Here is a 17,726-nt window from a genome sequence, read left to right on the forward strand (position 1 = left end):
CATTCTGGCGGGCAGGTTTGCAGCGCGGGCTGCCTGCTGGCTTGCGCCTCGCGGGCGGATCGCGGGCGGGCGGATCGCGGGCGGGCTTATGCGGCGGGCGCCGGTTTTGTTTCTTTCGGGGCGGCTTTGGCTGCGCCCGGGCTGGCGGGCGCGGCAAGGGTTTCGCCCGTGTGGCGCTGGCGGTATTGCTCCAGAAAGCGCGCCAGGCGCCCCAGGGCCTCGCGCAGGTCGTCTTCATAAGGGAGGAAGACGAGGCGGAAGTGGTGGTTGTCCGGGTAGTTGAAGCCGCTGCCTTGCACGAGCATGACGCGCGTGGCGCGCAGCACTTGCATGAAGAACTGGCGGTCGTCGGCGATGGGGTACATGCGCGCATCCAGCCGGGGGAACATGTACAGCGCCGCCTGGGGCTTGACGCAGGTGACGCCCGGTATGGCGGTGACGAGCTGCCAGGCCAGATCGCGCTGGCGGCGCAGGCGGCCGCCTTCCTTGACGAGGTCTTGGATGCTCTGGTAGCCGCCCAGCGCGGTCTGGATGGCGTATTGGCCGGGCACGTTGCTGCCCAGCTTGAGGTTGGCGAGCATGTTCAGGCCCTCGATGTAGTCGCGCGCCATGCTTTTGTCGCCCGAAATCACCATCCAGCCGGCGCGGTAGCCGCAGGAGCGGTAGGCCTTGGACAGGGAGTTGAAGGTGAGCACGAGCACATCCGTGCAGAGGCTGGCCAGGGCGGTGTGGCGCGCGCCGTCGTAAAGAATCTTGTCGTACACCTCATCGACCAGCAGCATCAGGCCCTTTTCACGGGCGATCTGGATGATGCCCCGCAGCGTTTCATCAGGGTAGAGCGCGCCGGTGGGGTTGTTGGGGTTGATGACGACGATGCCCCGCGTGCGCGGCGTGACTTTGCGGCGCATGTCGTCCAGATCGGGCAGCCAGCCTTGCTCTTCATCGCACACGTAGTGCACGGGCTTGCCGCCAGCCAGGCTGACGGCGGCTGTCCACAGCGGATAGTCGGGCGAAGGCACGAGCAGCTCATCGCCATCGTTGAGCAGCGCCTGCGTGGCCATCACGATCAGCTCGCTGGCGCCGTTGCCCAGGTACACGTCCTCCAGCGTGACGCCCGCCACGCCCTGCTGCTGCGAGTAGTGCATGACGGCCTTGCGGGCGGCAAACAGGCCCTTGCTGTCGGAGTAGCCCGCCGAATTGGGCAGGTTGCGGATCATGTCCTGCTGGATTTCTTCGGGCGCGTCAAAGCCGAAGGGCGCCATGTTGCCGATGTTCAGGCGGATGATCTTCTGGCCCTCGTCTTCCATCTGCCGGGCGGCATCGACGATGGGGCCGCGCACGTCATAAAGCACGTGGGCCAGCTTGGCTGATTTGCGGATGGGGTTCATGGCTGCGGAGCAAAATCGCGGGAAAAAAGCCGCCATTTTGAACCTGCCTCCATGAAATTCCAGCCCGAACCCGCTCACGCCCACACCATTACCGCCTACGGCCCCGGCTGGATCGCCCTTGGCGCGGAGCGCATCGGCCAGAGCCTGATCCTGCAAGCAGGCCAGCCGTGGACGCCGTGGGGCGTGAATTCATTCGAGGCGCTGGATGCAGCCGCTTTTGCCGGCCTGGCTGAAAAAGGGCCGGAGCTGGTCATTTTCGGCAGCGGGCAGCGGCTGCGTTTTCCCAAGCCCGCATGGATCAGGCCATTGGTGGAAAAACGTATCGGCCTGGAAACCATGGACACGCCCGCCGCCTGCCGCACCTTCAACATCCTGGCCGATGAAGGCAGGCGCGTATTGCTGGCCTTACTGATGGAGCCAATCGGTTAAAATCGCCCGCTTTGATGTGCAGTGCGCATGCCTTGAGGCTTCAAAAGGCCCAAAACAAGGCGCTGTCTGGTCCCTCCTCCAAGAAAGCAAGAATTTCAATGGCGATCGTCATCAACAAACCTCTGCCCGAATTTGAAGCCATGGCCACCGGAGGAGTCCAGGTCACCAACATCTCTCATGCGGGGCAGGTGCTGGTACTCTACTTCTACCCGAAGGACGATACCCCCGGCTGCACGGCTGAAGCCTCGCATTTTCGCGATCAGCACGAAGAATTCGTCAAGGCGGGCGCCACCGTTTTCGGCGTCTGCCGCGACAACATGAAATCGCACGACGCCTTCAAGGCCAAGCTGAAACTGCCCTTCGAGCTGATTGCCGATACCGAAGAGAAAATGTGCCATATGTTCGGCGTGGTCAAAAACAAAATCATGTATGGCCGCAAGGTAAAAGGCATTGAGCGCAGCACTTTCCTCATTAATGCCGAAGGCGTGCTCGTGCAGGAATGGCGCCGTGTGAGCGTGAAGGACGATGATCACAGCCACGTGGACGAAGTGCTTGAGGCCGTCAGGGCCTTGAGCGGGCATAAGGAAAAATCCGCTCCTCGGAAAACGGCCGAAAAAGCCGTGAAAAAGCCCGCAAAAAGTGAAAAGCCAGCCAAGGCTGAAAAACCAGCCAGGGCTGAAGAAACGGCCAAGGCGGAGAAACCGGCCAAAACCGCGAAGGCTGAAAAGCCCGTAAAAGCGGAAAAGAGCGAAAAAACGGCCTCAACCGCCAAAACCGCAAAAGCAGACAAACCCGTAAAAGCGCCCAAAACCGCCAAGGCTGAAAAAGCCACACAAACCGGGAAAACGTCCCAAGCCGTCAAAGCTGAAAAAGCGTCTGAAAAAACCCCGAAAACCACGGAAACTGCGAAAACCACAAAAACCGCGAAGGCTGCAAAAACCACGAAAACCGTGAAAGCTGAAAAGGCCGCAAAAGCTGAAAAGGCCCCTGAAACCGCAGCCAGCGCCAAAACGGCAAAAACCGTGAAAAAAGCCGCTCCGGCAAGCAGGGCGGCCAAATCCGCCAGCGCCTGAGCGCCAGCTTGACCGTTCAAGCCGCCCCAACCGTTCCAATGCATGCAGCCGCTCCGCCCCAAAACGGAGCGGCTTTCTTTTCGCCGCACATTCAAACGTTTTCATGCCTTCACGCGCTGCGGCTTTTTTGAGCGCGCTGGCCATGATCCGGAGAAACACACATGCCGCCCCTGCCACCCGCCCCAGCCAAGCGCGCCGCCGTTTTGCCTGCGCAGGCTTATGCCGATCGTGATGCCCATAACGCCGCCGCCCGCAAAACCCGCAGCGCCAGGGCCACGCCCGCCCAAAGCAGAAAAACCGCCGCACAGGCCGCGCAAGCGCCAGCCCTTGCGCTGAACGCCGCCGCGCCCGCAGCGCAGCCCGCCGCCCAGCCGCCTGCAAGCCAGCCGCCTGCCGCCCAGCCCGCCGTCAAAAAGCCCGCGAAGGCCGCAAAACCCGCAAAAACCCGCCGCGCCGCCGCGCCGGAAGCCGTCAAGCTCTTCGTGCTGGATACCAATGTGCTCCTGCACGACCCCACGGCCCTGTTCCGCTTTGAAGAGCACGACATCTTCCTGCCCATGGTCGTGCTCGAAGAGCTGGATGCGCACAAAAAAGGCGCCAGCGAAATCGCCCGCAACGCGCGCCAGGTCAGCCGCCAGCTCGACCTGCTCGTGGCCCATGCCGACATGGCCGCCGGCCTGCCCCTGTCCGCAGGCGGGCACCTTGAGGCGGGCGGCAAGCTCTGGTTTCAGACCGCCCCGCTGCACGCCGCCACGGCCCAGCTGCTGCCGCAGGGCAAGGCCGACAACCAGATTCTGGAAGTCGTCGCCGCCCTCGCGCAGCAACACGCGGGCCGCCCTGTCGTTCTCGTCACCAAAGACATCAACATGCGCGTCAAGGCGCGCGCCCTCGGTCTGGCCGCCGAAGACTATGAAAACGACAAAACCCTGCAAGATGGCGACTTGCTCTATAGCGGCGCGCTTGCGCTGCCCGAAAACTTCTGGGCCGATCAGGGCAGCCGCCTTGAAAGCTGGCCCGACGGCGCGCACACCTTCTATCGCATCAGCGGCAAGCTCGCCGCCAGCCTGCTGCCCAACCAGTTCGTCTGGTACGAAGCCCCGGGCCAAAGCAGCCTCTACGCCCGCGTGACCGAAGTGGACGGCCAAAGCGCCACCTTGCAAACCCTCAAGGACTACACCCACCCCAAAAACGCCGTCTGGGGCGTCACGGCCCGCAACCGCGAGCAAAACCACGCGCTCAACCTGCTCATGGACCCCGGCATTGACTTCGTCACCATCACCGGCATTGCCGGCACCGGCAAAACCCTGCTGGCCCTGGCCGCCGGGCTGGCGCAAGTGCTTGACGAGCGCCGCTACACCGAAGTCATCATGACCCGCGCCACCGTCAATGTGGGCGAAGGCATCGGTTTTCTGCCCGGCACCGAAGAAGAAAAAATGGCCCCGTGGATGGGCGCGCTGGATGACAACCTTGAATTTCTCACCCAGGGCGCGGGCAACGCCGCTGGCGACTGGGGGCGCGCCGCCACGGGCGACCTCATCCGCAGCCGCATCAAGATCAAGAGCATGAACTTCATGCGCGGCCGCACCTTCCTCAACCGCTGGGTCATCATCGACGAAGCGCAGAACCTCACCCCCAAGCAAATCAAAACCCTGATCACCCGCGCCGGCCCCGGCAGCAAGATCATCTGCATGGGCAACCTCGCGCAAATCGACACCCCCTACCTCACCGAAGGCTCCAGCGGCCTGACCTACGCCGTGGACCGCTTCAAAGGCTGGCCCCACGGCGGCCACATCACCCTGGCCCGTGGCGAGCGCTCGCGCCTGGCCGACTACGCCAGCGAGGTGCTGTGAGGCGGGCTGGCATGCGCAGGAAAAGAGCTTTGTTTCGCTCTTTTTTACATAGCATGATGTCCTAGTGCAGCCAGCGCAAAACGGCATTTCGATGCCCTTGAATTCGCTCCTTTTTCTGATGCGCCCTGGCCAGCAGGGGGCCTCGCGGCAGGAAGAGGCCAGGGGAAAAGCCGCCCGCAAGCCGGGCGCGCCCCGCAGCCCGGCCTGCCGGCACTTGCGCCCAGGCGGCGAGCAGGCTTCCGGCAAAACCAGTGCCCGCAACGCTTTTTTCATGAACCAAACGCCATGATCACCCTCGCCCAGCTCGTGCAAGACACAGAACGCCAACTGCAAGCGGCCGCCGTCAGCTACGGCCACGGCACCTGCTGCGCGCGCGATGAAGCCGCCTGGCTTGTGCTGCACGCGCTGCAATGGCCGCTGGAAACCGATCTGGCGGGCGATGCGGGCGCGGCTGCCGTGCCGCCCCAAGCGCAAGCCCGCGCCGCCGCGCTGCTGCAAGAGCGCATCGCCAGCCGCAAGCCCCTGGCCTACCTCATCCGCGAAGCCTGGCTGCAAGGCGTGCCTTTTTATGTGGATGAGCGCGCCATCGTGCCCCGCAGCCTGATCGCCGAGGCGCTAGCCGAGGGGCAAATTGACGCCTGGCTGCCGGACGAGCCGCGCCGCGCGCTGGACTTGTGCACGGGCAATGGCAGCCTGGCCGTGCTGGCCGCGCTGGCCTGGCCCGGCTGCGCCGTGGACGCCGCCGACCTCAGCGCCGATGCGCTGGAAGTGGCCCGCATCAACGTGGCCAAACACGCGCTGGCAGGCCGCATCAGCCTGCTGCAAGGCGACGGGCTGGCCGCCTGCCAGGGCCGGCCGGCGTACGACCTCATCTTGTGCAACCCGCCCTATGTGAACGCGGACAGCATGGCTGCCTTGCCGCCCGAATACCGCGCCGAGCCGCACATGGCCTTGAGCGGCAACCAGCGCGGCGGGCGCGACGGCATGGACTTCATCCGCCCTTTGCTGCAAGAAGTCGCCGCCCGCATGCAGCCCCAGGCGGCGCTGGTGCTGGAAATCGGCCACGAGCGCGGGCACTTCGAGGCGGCCTTTCCCAGCCTGAACCCCGTGTGGCTGCCCACCAGCGCGGGCGACGATCAGGTGCTGCTGCTCACCCGCGAGGCGTTGCAGGCCGCGTGACGGCGCGGCTTTTCGCCCGCCAGCAGGCCAAACGCCTTGGGCCGAAGGCTGGTTCAGCTCCTCGATTCATAGCATGAGGTCCTAGTGAAACCAGCGCAAAACGGGTTTTGGAACCCCTGAATTTGCTCCTTTTTCTGATGAAAAGAGCGGCTTGCGGGTTGGCATGGCGCCGGATGAAAGGGCAGGGCAGAGCGCAAAAAAAAGCCGCCAGTCCGGCTTGCGGCGCTGGCGGCTGGGAGGAAAGGGCCATTCAAGGCCCTTCAGGCTCTAGGCGAGTCCGTTTTCTGGCTCAGAACGAATCCAGCGCCATTTCCATCACGCTGGCGGCGCCGCCGGTGATGGCGTCGCGCAGCGACGAAGTGCGCGGCAGGATGTGTTCCGCATAGAAGCGGGCCGTGGCGATCTTGGCCTTCATGAACTCGGCATCCTGGCCGGCGGCCAGTTGCTTTTCGGCCACCAGCAGCGCGCGCGCCAGTTGCCAGCCCGCCACCAGATTGCCCGTCAGCATCAGGTAAGGCACGCTGGCGGCGTAAGCGCCGTTGGGGTTGGGCTTGGCGTTGGCAGCCACGTATTCCACGGCGTCCAGGAAGGCCTTGCGGGCAGCGGCCAGGTTCTTGGCGGTGGACTTGGCGGCTTCGCTGCCGCTGGCCAGCAGCTCTTTTTCGGTCGCTTCGATTTGTGCGGCCACGCTCTTGGCGAACTGGCCGCCATCGCGCGCGGTCTTGCGGCCCACCAAGTCATTGGCCTGAATGGCGGTGGTGCCTTCGTAGATGGGCAGGATGCGCGCGTCGCGGTAGTACTGCGCGGCGCCCGTTTCTTCAATGAAGCCCATGCCGCCATGCACCTGCACGCCCAGGCTGGTGACTTCCAGGCTGATTTCCGTGCTGTAGCCCTTGACCAGCGGCACCAGGAATTCATAGAAAGCCTGGCTTTGCTTGCGCGTGGCCTCGTCGGGCGAGTGGTGCGCGGTGTCATACGCGGCGGCGGCCACGCTGGCGGTGGCGCGCGTGCCTTCGGTGAGGGCGCGCATGGTCATGAGCATGCGGCGGATGTCGGGGTGGTGAATGATGGGCGCGCTGCCGGGCAGGCTGCCATCCACGGGGCGGCTTTGCACGCGCTCGCGGGCATAGGCCACGGCTTTTTGGTAGGCGCGGCCCGAAATGGCCACGCCTTCCAGGCCCACGGCGTAGCGGGCGGCGTTCATCATGATGAACATGTATTCCAGGCCACGGTTTTCTTCGCCCACCAGGTAGCCCACCGCGCCGCCGTGATCGCCAAATTGCAGCACGGCCGTGGGGCTGCCCTTGATGCCCAGCTTGTGTTCGATGCTCACGCAATGCACGTCATTGCGCTGGCCCAGGCTGCCGTCGGCGTTCACCAGGAACTTGGGCACGATGAACAGGCTGATGCCTTTGACGCCTTCGGGCGCATCCGGCAGGCGGGCCAGCACGAGGTGCACGAGGTTTTCCGCCATGTCGTGCTCGCCGTAGGTGATGAAGATCTTGGTGCCGAACACTTTGTAGGTGCCATCGGCCTGGCGCTCGGCGCGGCTGCGGATCAGCGCCAGATCGCTGCCGGCTTGCGGCTCGGTCAGGTTCATCGTGCCTGTCCATTGGCCGGAGACGAGTTTTTCCAGATAGGTGCTCTTGAGCTTTTCGCAGCCCGCAATCAGCAGCGCCTCAATGGCGCCGTCGGTCAGCATCGGGCACAGGGCAAAGCTCATGTTGGCCGAGTGCAGGATTTCGGCGCACGCGGCGGCGATGGTTTTGGGCAGGCCCTGGCCGCCATAGGCTTCGGGGTGCTGCACGCCCTGCCAGCCGCCTTCGGTGAACTGGCGGTAAGCCTCTTTGAAACCGGGGGTGGTGGTCACCTTGCCATCGGCGAAGGTGGCGGGCTGCTTGTCGCCGGCCACGTTCAGCGGCGCGACCACGCCTTCATTGAACTTGGCGCACTCTTCCAGCACGGCCTGGGCGGTTTCCAGCCCGGCCTCCTCAAAACCGGGCAGCTTGGCAACCTGGTCGATGCGGGCCAGATGCTCGATGTTGAACAGCAAATCCTTGACGGGAGCCTGAAAGCTCATGGTTGTCTCCTGAAAGTTAGGGAAAAACGCCTTTGCGCCGGGCGCAAGGGACATTGCGAGTGTAAGTCTGGCAGAGGGCGTTTCGACGATTTGCGAGCGTTTGGGCGGCCACCCGCGCGAGCTGAAAGACTGTTCAAAAGCTGCCCGTGAGTGAATGGGAAAAGCGCGGCCCCAGGCGTTCTGCGGCGTTGTCAGTCCTTGCCGGGCCGCACGCAGGTATCTGGCCCGTCTGCGCCTTGCAGATCATTGCGCTTCATGGCCCTTCACGGCCAGATTGCAGGCGGGTTCTGAAAAAAGGGCTTGCCGCCACGCGCGGCAAGCCCTGCCAGGCCTCTGCCTTTGGGTTGATTCAGGTCAATTCAATGAGGGGTTGCGCGCCAGCGTGTAGTAGCCGATCAGGCAATTGCCGCTGCTGTCCACCGGCTGCTGGCTCATCACCAGCGCCTCGGCGCGCAGGCGCTTTGCGTCGGCCCACAGCTCCACCCAGTCTTGCCCCACGCGCCGGCCTGGGAGTTTCTGGCGCTCGCCCTTCCAGGCCGCCGCCGCGCTGTCGCCCTGGGTCACGAAAGAGTTCCATTCGGCAGAAGGCGCGAGGTAATAGCTGCGCCGCGTGATGGCGTAGTCCGATTGCAGCAGTGCGACTGTGCCGCTGCTCTCCAGCGCCTGGATTTCTTCGGTAAAGCGGCCCGGCTCCACGGGCTGCATGAAGTGGCGCGGATCGGCCGCCGAAATGCGCTCTGCCGCCTGCGCGGCAAGGTGGCAAGCGCCCAGGCAGCCCAGGCACAGAACGAATAAGCGACGCTTCATTGAAACACCCTGATATTTGCAAAACTCTGAAATAAACACAGGCCGCAAGCTATTTCACGAACCTGAATTGACTATAGAAGTTTTACCTATTCTGGTCAATGAAACGGTTATTGAGCGGCAACCTTGCGGGAAGGCGCACGGAAAGCGCCACGGAAGGCGCCAGCCCGGCCAGCGGCGCAGCACAATCGCCGCATGAACGCGGCGTTCTCCGCTGAGACCTGAACCATGTTTACCGACTCACACTGTCATCTCAACTTCCCCGAACTGGCGCAGCGCCTGCCGGACGTGCTGGCGGCCATGCAGGCCGCGCAAGTCACGCGCGCGCTGTGCATCAGCACCACGATGGAGGAATTTCCCGCCGTGCGGGCGCTGGCGGCGGCGCATCCGCACATCTGGGCCAGCGTGGGCGTGCACCCTGACAGCGAAGGCGTGCAAGAGCCTGCCGTGGCCGACCTGCTGGCCGCCGCCGCCTTGCCGCGCGTGGTGGCCGTGGGCGAAACGGGGCTGGACTACTACCAGCTGGCCGAGCGCAAGGGCGGGCGCAGCGTGGCGCAGCTTCAGTGGCAGCGCGATCGCTTTCGCACCCACATCCGCGCCGCGCAGGCCGCGCGGCTGCCGCTGGTCATACACACCCGCGCCGCAGCCGATGACACGCTGGCCATCTTGCGCGAAGAAGGCGAAGCCGGCCCGCAGCGTGCCGGCGGCGTGTTTCACTGCTTCACCGAAAACCGCGAAGTGGCCCGCGCCGCGCTGGAGCTGGGCTACTGCGTGTCTTTTTCCGGCATCGTCACGTTCAAAAACGCGCATGACGTGCACGAAAGCGCCCGCTACGTGCCCGATGACCGCCTGCTGATTGAAACCGACAGCCCCTACCTGGCCCCCGCGCCGCATCGCGGCAAAACCAACTCGCCCGCTTGGGTGCCGCTGGTGGCTGCGCGCCTGGCCGAGCTGCGCGGCCAGAGCGTGGAACACATCGCCCGCATCACCAGCGACAATTTCAGCCGTCTTTTCACCAAAGCCGCCCAGTCATGACCAAACACCTGCCTGCCCTTGCCCGCGCCGCCGCCCTGGCGGCCTTTTTCGCGTTTTCCGCCTTTGCCGCCAGCGCCCTGGCGCAAAGCCCCGGCGAATTCTTCCGCGCCATCAAATCCGACAACGCCAGCGCCATGCGCGAGCTGCTGGCGCAGGGCATGGACCCCAACACGCGCGACGAGCGCGGCCGCCCCGGCCTGTTCGTGGCCTTGCAGGAAGAGTCCATGAAAGCGGCTGACGCGCTCATGGCCTCGCCCCGCCTGCGGCCCGACGAACCAAACGCCAGCGGCGAAACCCCGCTGATGATGGCCGCGCTCAAAGGCCAGCTTGACGTGGCCCGCCGCCTGATCGCGCAAGGCGCGGCCGTGAACAAAACCGGCTGGACGCCGCTGCACTACGCCGCATCCAGCGGCCACATGCCCATGCTGGAGCTGCTGCTGGAACACCACGCCGACCTCAACGCCCCCTCGCCCAACGGCACCACGCCGCTGATGATGGCCGCCGGCTACGGCAGCCCCGAGGCCGTGCAGCGCCTGCTCAAGGCAGGCGCGGATGCGCAGCTGCGCAACCAGAAAGGCATGACAGCCCTGGACTTTGCCCGCCGTTACGAACGCCCCGACGCGCGCGCCATCTTGCAAAAAGTGAAAAAGCAAAGCACCCCGCCCGCGCAACGCGGCCAGTGGTGACGGGCTGCGCCTGCGCCAGCCAAGCCCGCGAAACCAGCTTGCGGCTTGGTTGCGAACGGGTTTTCAGAACTTGGCTCCGGGGTTTGACGAGCGGCCAGCCGGCTTTCCCTGGCTGCCAGCATGGGCGCTTCGTTCTCAAAAAGCGGAGCGAATTCAGGGGCATAAAAATGGCTTTTGCGCACGTTCCACTAGGACATCATGCTATCAATTGAGGAGCTGATTCTCTTCTTCCGTAGCCTTTCGTCTTCGCCCTTTCCTTGCCAGCGCGGGCGTGTGATCCGGCAGAGCCAGGGGGAGCGGAAGCGGCGCTTCTTCATCAGCTCAATGGGCATCATCTGCCTGCGGCGAAGCGCCTGGCCTGCCCTGCCGCAGCGTGCTTGATCTTGATTCTTGGCGCGACTCTGCCGCCGTGGTGAAGCCTGCGGCCTGGACTGCACCGTGCTGCGCCCCGGCCGGTCTGGAACCTGTTCAAGGTTCGTTTGCGCTTTCTGCCTTCACGGACAGGCCGGGAACAGGTTCTCAGCTCCGGCATCGTCTTCAGCCCGCTGGCCGAATTCACCGTGGGGCCGAACGGCGGCTGCATCAGCGGCAGCGGCTTTTTGATTGACGGCGGGGCTGCGGCAAATTTCTTCTTCGGGCCGAAAAACCGGGAACCTGCCCAGAGTCTGGCCGCGAGGGGCGAAAGAGCGGATTGGAATGAGCGGCACAAGCCGCAGGCGGAGCCTTTGCGCTTGTTTGCAGCCGGCCGAGGATTTGCAAGACTGCGCTTTAGCGCCCACGGCCGGGCTGCGGACAGACGCTTTAGCGCCCGCCGTCGCTGCTCTGAGCCTGTTGCACCGCTTCTTTCAGGCGCTGGCTGGCGTGGAAGGTGACCACGCGGCGGGCGGCGATGGGCACGGTTTCGCCCGTGTGCAGGTTGCGCCCCGGGCGGGGGGCCTTCATGCGGGTGTTGAAGTTGCCAAAGCCGGTGAGCTTGACTTCTTCGCCTGCGGCGAGGCGTTCGCTGATGAGGGCGAAAAAGACGTCCACGGCTTGTTTGGACTCGCGCTTGGTCAGGCCGATTTGCTCGAATAGCGCATCGGCCAGTTCGGCTTTGGTGAGGGTGTGGGCGGTTTGTTCTGGCATGGGCGGCTTTGGCGGGGCGGGGCTTGAGGAAGGCTGGATGTTGCCAGCTTGCGCGAAGCGGGCGGATGAGGCTATATCAGAAAGAGGAGCGGATTAAAGGGGTGTCAAAACGGCTTTCGCGCAGTTTCCACTAGGACATCATGCTACTGATTCAAGAGCAAAATAGCTTGACCAGAGCCTGGCGGGCGCGCTTTCAGAACCGTTCAGAGTCTGGCCGTGAGGGGCTGCGGATGGGAGTGGGCGGCAAGGCGCAGACGGGCCTTGCTGTCCGTTTGCTGCCCGGCGAGGATGGGCCAGGCCGCAGGGCGCCCGAGGCCGCGCTTTCTGCACGCACGAACAGACTTTGGGCAGGCTCTCAGGCCCGCAGCCGCGCGCCCAGGTCTTTTTCCAGACGGATGAGGATGGCGGCGACGGCGGCGTCGAGTTTTTCGTCGGTCAGCGGGGCCTGATCGTCGCCCAGGGTCAGGCGCACGGCCAGGCTTTTTTCGCCAGCATTGACGCCGCTGGCGCTTTGGCCGCTCTTGGGGCGGTAGATGTCAAACAGCACGGCGGCCTTGAGCAGCCCTTGCGTGGGCGCGGCGTGAATGGCCTGCATGAGCGCGGCGTGGGTGACGGCTTCGGGCACGACGATGGCCAGGTCGCGCTCGCTGGAGAGCTGGCGGGGCAGGGCGCTGGCGCGGGGCAGCGGGTGCTGCAAAACGGCTTCCAGGTCCAGCTCAAAGAGCATGGGCGCTTGCGGCAGCTCCCACTGCTGGCGCCAGCGCGGGTGTAGCTCGCCCAGAAAGCCGATGGGCTGGCCTTGCAGCAGCACGCGGGCGCAGCGGCCCGGGTGCAGGGCAGGGTGGCTGGCGGCTTCAAATACGGGCTGGCGGGGGGCGAGCAGGGCTTGCACGTCGCCCTTAACGTCGTAAAAGTCAGCGGCGGGCTGTTTGCCTTGCCAGCCCTGGATGGCGGCGGGGCCGCACACCAGGCCCGCCACGCGCACGGGCTGGCGCACGCCGCGCACGCTGGCCGCGCTGCCGGGCACGCTGGCGTCGCGCGTGAAGACGCGGCCTATTTCAAACACGCGCACGCGCTCGGCGCGGCGGTCGGCGTTGTACTTGAGCGCTTGCAGCAGCGAGCCGATGAGGCTGGAGCGCATGACGCTCATCTGGCTGGCAATGGGGTTGAGCAGGCGGATGGGGTCGGCGTTGCCCGCCAGATCGCGCTCCCAGCTTTCTTGCACAAAGCTGTAGTTGATGGTTTCCAGATAGCCCAGCCCCGCCAGCTGATGGCGCAGGGCGAAGGGGCTGCGGCGCGTTTCGGCGCGCGCGCTGGAGCGGATGGGCGCAACGGGCGGCGTGTCAGGCAGGGTGTTGTAGCCAGTCAGGCGGGCGATTTCTTCGATGAGGTCGGCCTCGATGCGCAAGTCAAAGCGCCAGCTGGGCGGGGTGACGGTGATTTGGCCTTCGCCTTCCGTGAAGGCCATGCCCAGGCGGCGGAAGATGCTGGCGCACTGCGCTTGCGTGAGCGGCACGCCGATGACTTTGGCCGCGCGCGCCACGCGCAAGGTGATGGGAGCAGGCTGCGGCAGGCCGGCCTGCTGGTCGGTGACGGGGCCTGCTTGCGTTTGCGGCGTGCCGCAGATGTCCAGAATGAGGCGGGTGATGCGCTCGATGACGCGCGTGGTTTGCGCGGGATCGACGCCGCGCTCGAAGCGGTGGCCTGCGTCGGTGGCGAAGTTGAAGCGGCGTGAGCGGCCCGCAATGGCATCGGGCCACCAGAAGGCGGCTTCCACATACACGTCTTGCGTGCTGCCAGAAACGGCCGTGGCTTCGCCGCCCATGATGGCGGCCAGCGACTGGACCTGGCGTCCGTCGGCCACGACGCCCACGGTTTCGTCCAGCGCCACGGTGGCGCCATTGAGCAGCTTGAGCGATTCGCCCGCGCGGCCCCAGCGCACATGCAGGCCGCCGTGAATTTGGGCGAGGTCAAAAATGTGCGAGGGCTGGCCGGTTTCAAACATCACGTAGTTGGAAATATCGACCAGCGCCGAGACGCTGCGCTGCCCGCAGCGGGCCAGGCGCTCGACCATCCACGCGGGCGTGGCGGCCTGTGTGTTCAGCCCACGAATGACGCGGCCTGAAAAGCGGCCGCACAAATCAGGCGCTTCAATGGTGACGGGCAGCGCGTCGTCCACCGTGGCGGGCACGGCGGCCAGGCCCTCGCTCCAGCTTTTGAGCGGCGCATCGGCCAGCGCGGCCAGCTCGCGCGCCATGCCATGCACGCTCAGCGCGTGGCCCAGATTGGGCGTGAGCTTGAGGGTGAGCAGCGTGTCATCCAGCCGGAGGTATTCGCGCAGGCTCTGGCCCACGGGCGCGTCGGCGGGCAGCTCCAGCAGGCCCGCGCCTTCCTGCGAAATGCCCAGCTCGCTGGCGGAGCACAGCATGCCGTGGCTTTCAACGCCGCGCAGCTTGCCCAGCTTGATGCGAAAGGGCTTGCCATCTTCGCCCGGCGGCAGCTCGGCGCCCACCAGCGCGCACGGCACTTTGATGCCCGCCCGCGCGTTGGGCGCGCCGCACACGATTTGCAGCGGCTGGCCGCCCGCATTCACCTGGCACACGCGCAGACGGTCGGCATTGGGGTGCTGCTGCGCCGATTGGATTTCGGCCACCACGATCTGGCTGAACGGCGGTGCGGCCGGGCGGGTTTCTTCCACCTCAAAGCCGCCCATCGTCAGGGTGTCAGCCAGTTGCTCGGTATTCAGCGGCGGGTTGCAGAACTCGCGCAGCCAGGATTCGGGGAATTGCATTTTCGGGGCCTCAATGTCGGATATTTCAATTGCGCAGGTTTTGTGTTTCTTGCATTTGCGCGATTTTTTCAATGGCGGCGGCCTGCCGCTCCAGCGTCTGGTTTTGCTCTTTCATCAGATCAATCAGCCGATTCTGATAATTGCAGGCATTGGATCGTTTGATCAGCCATAGCCATACGCCAATCAACATCAGTATCGGCCCCCAGGACATGAAAAGCTGGATCAATATGGCCGGAATGCCTGAATGACGGGTTGAATCAGATGGCGGCTCCACATTTTCAAATTCGCCTGAGGCCAGACGAATCTGGGCGCTTGCGTAACGGTCAGGGGCATAGCGCGCCTGATCGCTGATGCGCACCATGATTTCCTGGCCCGGCAAAAGGCCGAGGCTGAAAGTCGAATCATTGAAAGCGTCAATCAGCTTGCCGCTGGCGTCAAAAAAACGGGCTTCAAAAACCGCGTGGTCCAGTTTCCGGCGGCCTGTATTGGTGGCTTTGCCCAGGACGGTGAGCGTGCCGCAGCAGCTTTCTTCTTCCGAGTCTGGGTGGTAGCTGTAATCGATGTCTGAAAACCGGATATCGGAATGGTCGGCAGGCGATGGCGCTTCGCTTGCCGAAACGCTGGCGCAGGCGAGAAACAGCAGGCACGAGAGGAAAAATCGCTTGAACATCGCAGAATTTTCGCGGTGGCGATTCAATTCATCAGGCAAATTGCCTCAAAAAGCGCACGTCGCCTTCAAAAAACTGGCGCAAATCACTCACGCCATAACGCAGCATGGCCAGGCGGTCAATGCCGGAGCCGAAGGCAAAGCCAATGTGGGTTTCAGGGTCCAGCCCCATGTTTTTCACCACTTGCGGATGCACCTGGCCGGAGCCGGAAACTTCCAGCCATTTGCCAGCCAGCGGGCCATCGGCAAATTGAATGTCAATCTCGGCGCTGGGTTCGGTGAAGGGGAAATAGCTGGGGCGAAAGCGCAGGGCGAGCTGGTCGGTTTCAAAAAAGGCGCGGCAAAAATCCAGATACACGGCCTTGAGGTCTTTGAAGCTGACGTTTTCGCCCAGCCACAGGCCTTCAACCTGGTGAAACATGGGGGAGTGGGTGGCGTCGCTGTCCACGCGGTAGGTGCGGCCAGGGGCGATAACGCGGATTTCACGCACGCGGCCTGCGGCCAGATCAGCAGCATGGCGCTGCGCGGCGGCCGATGCGTAGCGAATCTGCATGGGGCTGGTGTGCGTGCGCAGGCAGTAGGGCTGGCCGTCTTCGCCGTTCATGTCCACATAGAAGGTGTCCTGCATGGAGCGGGCGGGGTGGTTGGGCGGATTGCCCAGCGCGGTGAAGTTGAACCAGTCGTTTTCGATTTCGGGGCCGTCGGCAACATCGAAGCCCATGCTGCTGAAGATTTGCTCGATGCGTTCCCACGCGAGGGAGACGGGGTGCAGGCCGCCCGCGCCGCGCTGGCGGCCCGGCAGGGTGACATCCAGCGCCTCGGCCTGCAAGTGCTGTTGCAGCTCGGCTTCCTGCAATGCCTGGCGGCGCGCGGTGAGCGCGGCTTCAATGGCCTGCTTGGCCTGGTTGATGGCAGCGCCGCGCGTTTTCTTTTCTTCAGGCGGGAGCTGGGCCAGCTCTTTCATCAGCGCGGTGACGCGGCCCGCCTTGCCCAGAAATTGCGCCTTGGCGTTTTCCAGGTCAGCCGGAGAGGGGGCTTGGGCAAAGGCGGCGGTGGCAGCGGACACCAGGGCATCAAGTTCGCTGCTGGCAGGCAGGGCGCTCATGGGGCAGGGCAGAGGGGGAAGGGAAAAATGAAAAAGGGATTGGGCGCCGTGCGGCCCCCAATCCCTGAAACGCCATGTGGCGCAAAGGCCGCTGGGGCCTGGTGCGCGAGGCTTCAGGCGGCCAGCTTGGCCTTGACTTGCTCCACGATGCGGGCAAAAGCCGCTTCGTCGTGAATGGCGATGTCGGACAGCACCTTGCGATCCAGACCCAGCCCGGCCTTGTTCAGCCCGTTGATGAACTGGCTGTAGGTCAGGCCCAGCGCGCGCGTGGCGGCGTTGATGCGGGCAATCCACAAGCGGCGGAACACGCGCTTTTTGTTGCGGCGGTCACGGTAAGCGTACTGGCCAGCCTTCATCACCGCCTGTTTGGCGATGCGATAGACGTTGCCACGGCGGCCACGGTATCCCTTGGCCAGGGCAAGAACTTTTTTATGACGGGCGCGAGCCGTCACACCACGTTTGACGCGAGGCATTCGTTTTCTCCTTGTTCGTCAGTGATTACAGGCCGCATTTGGGCAGCATTTGTGCGATCTGGCCGAGATCGGCCTCATGCACATTGACTGCGCCGCGCAGTTGCCGCTTGTTCTTGGTGGTCTTCTTGGTCAGGATGTGGCGCTTGAAGGCCTGGCCGCGTTTGACGGTACCGCCGGGACGAACGCGAAAACGCTTTTTCGCGCTGCTTTTGGTTTTCATTTTGGGCATTTGAAATGCTCCTTCTGGCTTGTGCTCGTGAGGCGTGCGCAAAGACCTTCGCGCCCTTGATGGCCCCGAGCCACTTTTGTGTGCGGCTGCCGCTCAAAGCCGTCAGGCCCAAGGCGAAAGCTGCACTTTTCTCCGGCGCGGTCAAACGCCGGAAAACCCGCAATTATCTACGATTGCTTTCAGTTCTGCGCCGCTTCAGCAGGGGCGGGCGCAGGCGCTTCGGCGGCCTTGGCTGCGCCGCCGGCTTTCTTGCGCGCGGGGGCGAGCATCATGATCATCTGCCGGCCTTCGAGCTTGGGAAATTGCTCGACCTGGATGACATCCGCCAAGTCTTCACGAATGCGGTTGAGCAGATCAAGCCCCAGATCCTGGTGCGTGATTTCGCGGCCGCGAAAACGCAGGGTCACTTTCACCTTGTCGCCATCGCCCAGGAAGCGGCGGATGTTGCGCAGCTTGATGTTGTAGTCGCCATCGTCCGTGCCGGGGCGGAATTTGACTTCCTTGATTTCGATGACCGTCTGCCGGGCCTTGGCTTCGGCGGCGCGCTTTTGTTCCTGGTACTTGAACTTGCCGTAGTCGATCAGGCGGCAGACCGGCGGGCTGGCCGCTGCGGCGATTTCAACCAGGTCCACATCCATCTCGCCCGCCATGCGCAGCGCTTCCTGCAGGGGAAAGATGCCCAGGGACTCGTTGTCAGGGCCGTTCAGGCGCACTTCGGGCGCGGTAATTTCACGGTTGAGCCGGTGGGCGCGTTCTTCGCGCTGGCGGCGGTCACGAAAGTTGGTAGCTATGGCGATTACCTCAAAAATGAA

15 protein-coding genes and 1 pseudogene are annotated in these 17,726 nt (G+C 64.2%); 6 read left to right on the plus strand and 10 right to left on the minus strand.

Translation table 11 applies throughout. The features are described 5' to 3' along the window. Positions 1-86: 86 nt before the first annotated feature. Positions 87-1,388: a pyridoxal phosphate-dependent aminotransferase gene (locus tag ADJ79_RS10300; protein ID WP_050715884.1), complete on the minus strand. Its 1,302-nt coding sequence runs from the start codon at positions 1,386-1,388 to the stop codon at positions 87-89. Between the two features lie 51 nt (positions 1,389-1,439). Between ADJ79_RS10300 and ADJ79_RS10305 the strand changes: the two genes are divergently transcribed. From ADJ79_RS10305 to prmB, 4 genes and pseudogenes are all read left to right on the plus strand, one after another. Continuing rightward, entirely contained in the window at positions 1,440-1,817 is a 378-nt protein-coding gene (locus ADJ79_RS10305; RefSeq protein WP_050715885.1) for an Mth938-like domain-containing protein, read from the plus strand. Positions 1,818-1,915: 98 nt separating this feature from the next. Beyond that, positions 1,916-2,404, plus strand: a pseudogene (locus ADJ79_RS15505) (peroxiredoxin); the annotation flags it as partial. Between the two features lie 647 nt (positions 2,405-3,051). Further along, entirely contained in the window at positions 3,052-4,740 is a 1,689-nt protein-coding gene (locus ADJ79_RS10315) for a PhoH family protein (RefSeq protein ID WP_050715886.1), read from the plus strand. Positions 4,741-5,025: 285 nt separating this feature from the next. After that, positions 5,026-5,919 (plus strand): 50S ribosomal protein L3 N(5)-glutamine methyltransferase, encoded by an 894-nt coding sequence (prmB, locus tag ADJ79_RS10325; RefSeq protein WP_050715888.1) that lies wholly within the window; start codon positions 5,026-5,028, stop codon positions 5,917-5,919. Positions 5,920-6,208: 289 nt separating this feature from the next. On the opposite strand, the gene ADJ79_RS10330 is transcribed toward prmB, so the two are convergent. Next, positions 6,209-7,999 carry an acyl-CoA dehydrogenase C-terminal domain-containing protein gene (locus ADJ79_RS10330; RefSeq protein ID WP_050715889.1) on the minus strand — a complete coding sequence of 597 codons (1,791 nt, stop codon included), beginning with the start codon at positions 7,997-7,999 and terminating at the stop codon, positions 6,209-6,211. A 354-nt stretch (positions 8,000-8,353) separates the two neighbouring features. Further along, entirely contained in the window at positions 8,354-8,806 is a 453-nt protein-coding gene (locus tag ADJ79_RS10335; RefSeq protein WP_050715890.1) for a hypothetical protein, read from the minus strand. A 225-nt stretch (positions 8,807-9,031) separates the two neighbouring features. Between ADJ79_RS10335 and ADJ79_RS10340 the strand changes: the two genes are divergently transcribed. Together ADJ79_RS10340 and ADJ79_RS10345 are read left to right on the plus strand one after the other, a co-directional pair. Continuing rightward, positions 9,032-9,838: a TatD family hydrolase gene (locus ADJ79_RS10340; protein WP_050715891.1), complete on the plus strand. Its 807-nt coding sequence runs from the start codon at positions 9,032-9,034 to the stop codon at positions 9,836-9,838. Continuing rightward, positions 9,835-10,524, plus strand: a complete 690-nt coding sequence (locus ADJ79_RS10345) for an ankyrin repeat domain-containing protein (protein ID WP_082203254.1) — start codon at positions 9,835-9,837, stop codon at positions 10,522-10,524. The genes ADJ79_RS10340 and ADJ79_RS10345 overlap by 4 nt, the downstream gene beginning before the upstream one ends. An 801-nt stretch (positions 10,525-11,325) precedes the next feature. Here the strand turns inward: ADJ79_RS10345 and ADJ79_RS10355 are convergent. From ADJ79_RS10355 to infC, 7 genes are all read right to left on the minus strand, one after another. Beyond that, positions 11,326-11,649, minus strand: coding sequence for an integration host factor subunit alpha (locus ADJ79_RS10355; RefSeq protein WP_050715893.1), 324 nt, complete (start codon positions 11,647-11,649; stop codon positions 11,326-11,328). 355 nt (positions 11,650-12,004) lie between these two features. Then, positions 12,005-14,440, minus strand: a complete 2,436-nt coding sequence (pheT, locus tag ADJ79_RS10360) for a phenylalanine--tRNA ligase subunit beta (protein WP_050715894.1) — start codon at positions 14,438-14,440, stop codon at positions 12,005-12,007. Between the two features lie 25 nt (positions 14,441-14,465). Then, the gene (locus ADJ79_RS15585; RefSeq protein ID WP_216597117.1) at positions 14,466-15,110 is read right to left on the minus strand and encodes an FxLYD domain-containing protein; all 645 of its coding nucleotides are present in this window, start codon (positions 15,108-15,110) and stop codon (positions 14,466-14,468) included. 31 nt (positions 15,111-15,141) lie between these two features. Beyond that, the gene (gene pheS, locus ADJ79_RS10370; RefSeq protein WP_050715896.1) at positions 15,142-16,212 is read right to left on the minus strand and encodes a phenylalanine--tRNA ligase subunit alpha; all 1,071 of its coding nucleotides are present in this window, start codon (positions 16,210-16,212) and stop codon (positions 15,142-15,144) included. Positions 16,213-16,325: 113 nt separating this feature from the next. Beyond that, positions 16,326-16,685: a 50S ribosomal protein L20 gene (gene rplT, locus ADJ79_RS10375; RefSeq protein WP_050715897.1), complete on the minus strand. Its 360-nt coding sequence runs from the start codon at positions 16,683-16,685 to the stop codon at positions 16,326-16,328. A 25-nt stretch (positions 16,686-16,710) separates the two neighbouring features. Then, positions 16,711-16,914 (minus strand): 50S ribosomal protein L35, encoded by a 204-nt coding sequence (rpmI, locus tag ADJ79_RS10380; protein WP_050715898.1) that lies wholly within the window; start codon positions 16,912-16,914, stop codon positions 16,711-16,713. 179 nt (positions 16,915-17,093) lie between these two features. Next, positions 17,094-17,711, minus strand: a complete 618-nt coding sequence (gene infC / locus ADJ79_RS10385; protein WP_233199991.1) for a translation initiation factor IF-3 — start codon at positions 17,709-17,711, stop codon at positions 17,094-17,096. Positions 17,712-17,726 lie beyond the last annotated feature (15 nt).

The sequence above is a fragment of the Ottowia sp. oral taxon 894 genome (genome assembly GCF_001262075.1).
Taxonomy (GTDB): Bacteria; Pseudomonadota; Gammaproteobacteria; order Burkholderiales; family Burkholderiaceae_C; genus Ottowia; species Ottowia massiliensis.

Excerpts from the sequence above, each read along its gene's own strand:
- ADJ79_RS10300 (WP_050715884.1), bottom strand. The coding sequence starts at position 1,388 with ATGAACCCCATCCGCAAATCAGCCAAGCTGGCCCACGTGCTTTATGAC.
- ADJ79_RS10305 (WP_050715885.1), top strand. The coding sequence starts at position 1,440 with ATGAAATTCCAGCCCGAACCCGCTCACGCCCACACCATTACCGCCTAC.
- ADJ79_RS10315 (WP_050715886.1), top strand. The coding sequence starts at position 3,052 with ATGCCGCCCCTGCCACCCGCCCCAGCCAAGCGCGCCGCCGTTTTGCCT.
- prmB (WP_050715888.1), top strand. The coding sequence starts at position 5,026 with ATGATCACCCTCGCCCAGCTCGTGCAAGACACAGAACGCCAACTGCAA.
- ADJ79_RS10330 (WP_050715889.1), bottom strand. The coding sequence starts at position 7,999 with ATGAGCTTTCAGGCTCCCGTCAAGGATTTGCTGTTCAACATCGAGCAT.
- ADJ79_RS10335 (WP_050715890.1), bottom strand. The coding sequence starts at position 8,806 with ATGAAGCGTCGCTTATTCGTTCTGTGCCTGGGCTGCCTGGGCGCTTGC.
- ADJ79_RS10340 (WP_050715891.1), top strand. The coding sequence starts at position 9,032 with ATGTTTACCGACTCACACTGTCATCTCAACTTCCCCGAACTGGCGCAG.
- ADJ79_RS10345 (WP_082203254.1), top strand. The coding sequence starts at position 9,835 with ATGACCAAACACCTGCCTGCCCTTGCCCGCGCCGCCGCCCTGGCGGCC.
- ADJ79_RS10355 (WP_050715893.1), bottom strand. The coding sequence starts at position 11,649 with ATGCCAGAACAAACCGCCCACACCCTCACCAAAGCCGAACTGGCCGAT.
- pheT (WP_050715894.1), bottom strand. The coding sequence starts at position 14,440 with ATGCAATTCCCCGAATCCTGGCTGCGCGAGTTCTGCAACCCGCCGCTG.
- ADJ79_RS15585 (WP_216597117.1), bottom strand. The coding sequence starts at position 15,110 with ATGTTCAAGCGATTTTTCCTCTCGTGCCTGCTGTTTCTCGCCTGCGCC.
- pheS (WP_050715896.1), bottom strand. The coding sequence starts at position 16,212 with ATGAGCGCCCTGCCTGCCAGCAGCGAACTTGATGCCCTGGTGTCCGCT.
- rplT (WP_050715897.1), bottom strand. The coding sequence starts at position 16,685 with ATGCCTCGCGTCAAACGTGGTGTGACGGCTCGCGCCCGTCATAAAAAA.
- rpmI (WP_050715898.1), bottom strand. The coding sequence starts at position 16,914 with ATGCCCAAAATGAAAACCAAAAGCAGCGCGAAAAAGCGTTTTCGCGTT.